We start from the raw sequence: 233 nt of genomic DNA, 5'->3' as shown, positions 1-233 counted from the left end.
ACCAACGCCGCCCTGTATCATCTTCGCTGTCAATGATGACACGCGTAACCGCCTCGGTGCCCCCTTGGGTGATCCGCACTTTGAAATCAACCAGACGGATCGTGTCGATATAGCTTTGATACGGCCCCAAATCCTTGGCCAAGGCTTTGGAGAGCGCATTTACGGGCCCGCGATCTGATCCTGTCTCATCCATGCTTTCAGAGACAGACAACATTTTCTGATCGCCAATTTTC

At 52.4% G+C, this 233-nt stretch carries 1 protein-coding gene; it reads right to left on the bottom strand.

Annotation, left to right across the window (positions count from 1 at the left end; genetic code table 11):
* Positions 1-233: alpha-isopropylmalate synthase regulatory domain-containing protein (locus tag GJQ66_RS13910; protein ID WP_306461827.1), on the bottom strand; the 233-nt coding region annotated here is incomplete at both ends.

The sequence above is a fragment of the Microbacterium sp. ZXX196 genome, assembly GCF_009709595.1.
Classification (GTDB): Bacteria; Actinomycetota; Actinomycetes; order Actinomycetales; family Microbacteriaceae; genus Microbacterium; species Microbacterium excoecariae.
Note: the sequence above shows the minus strand (reverse complement) of the source record. Positions and strands in the feature narration are given on the sequence as shown.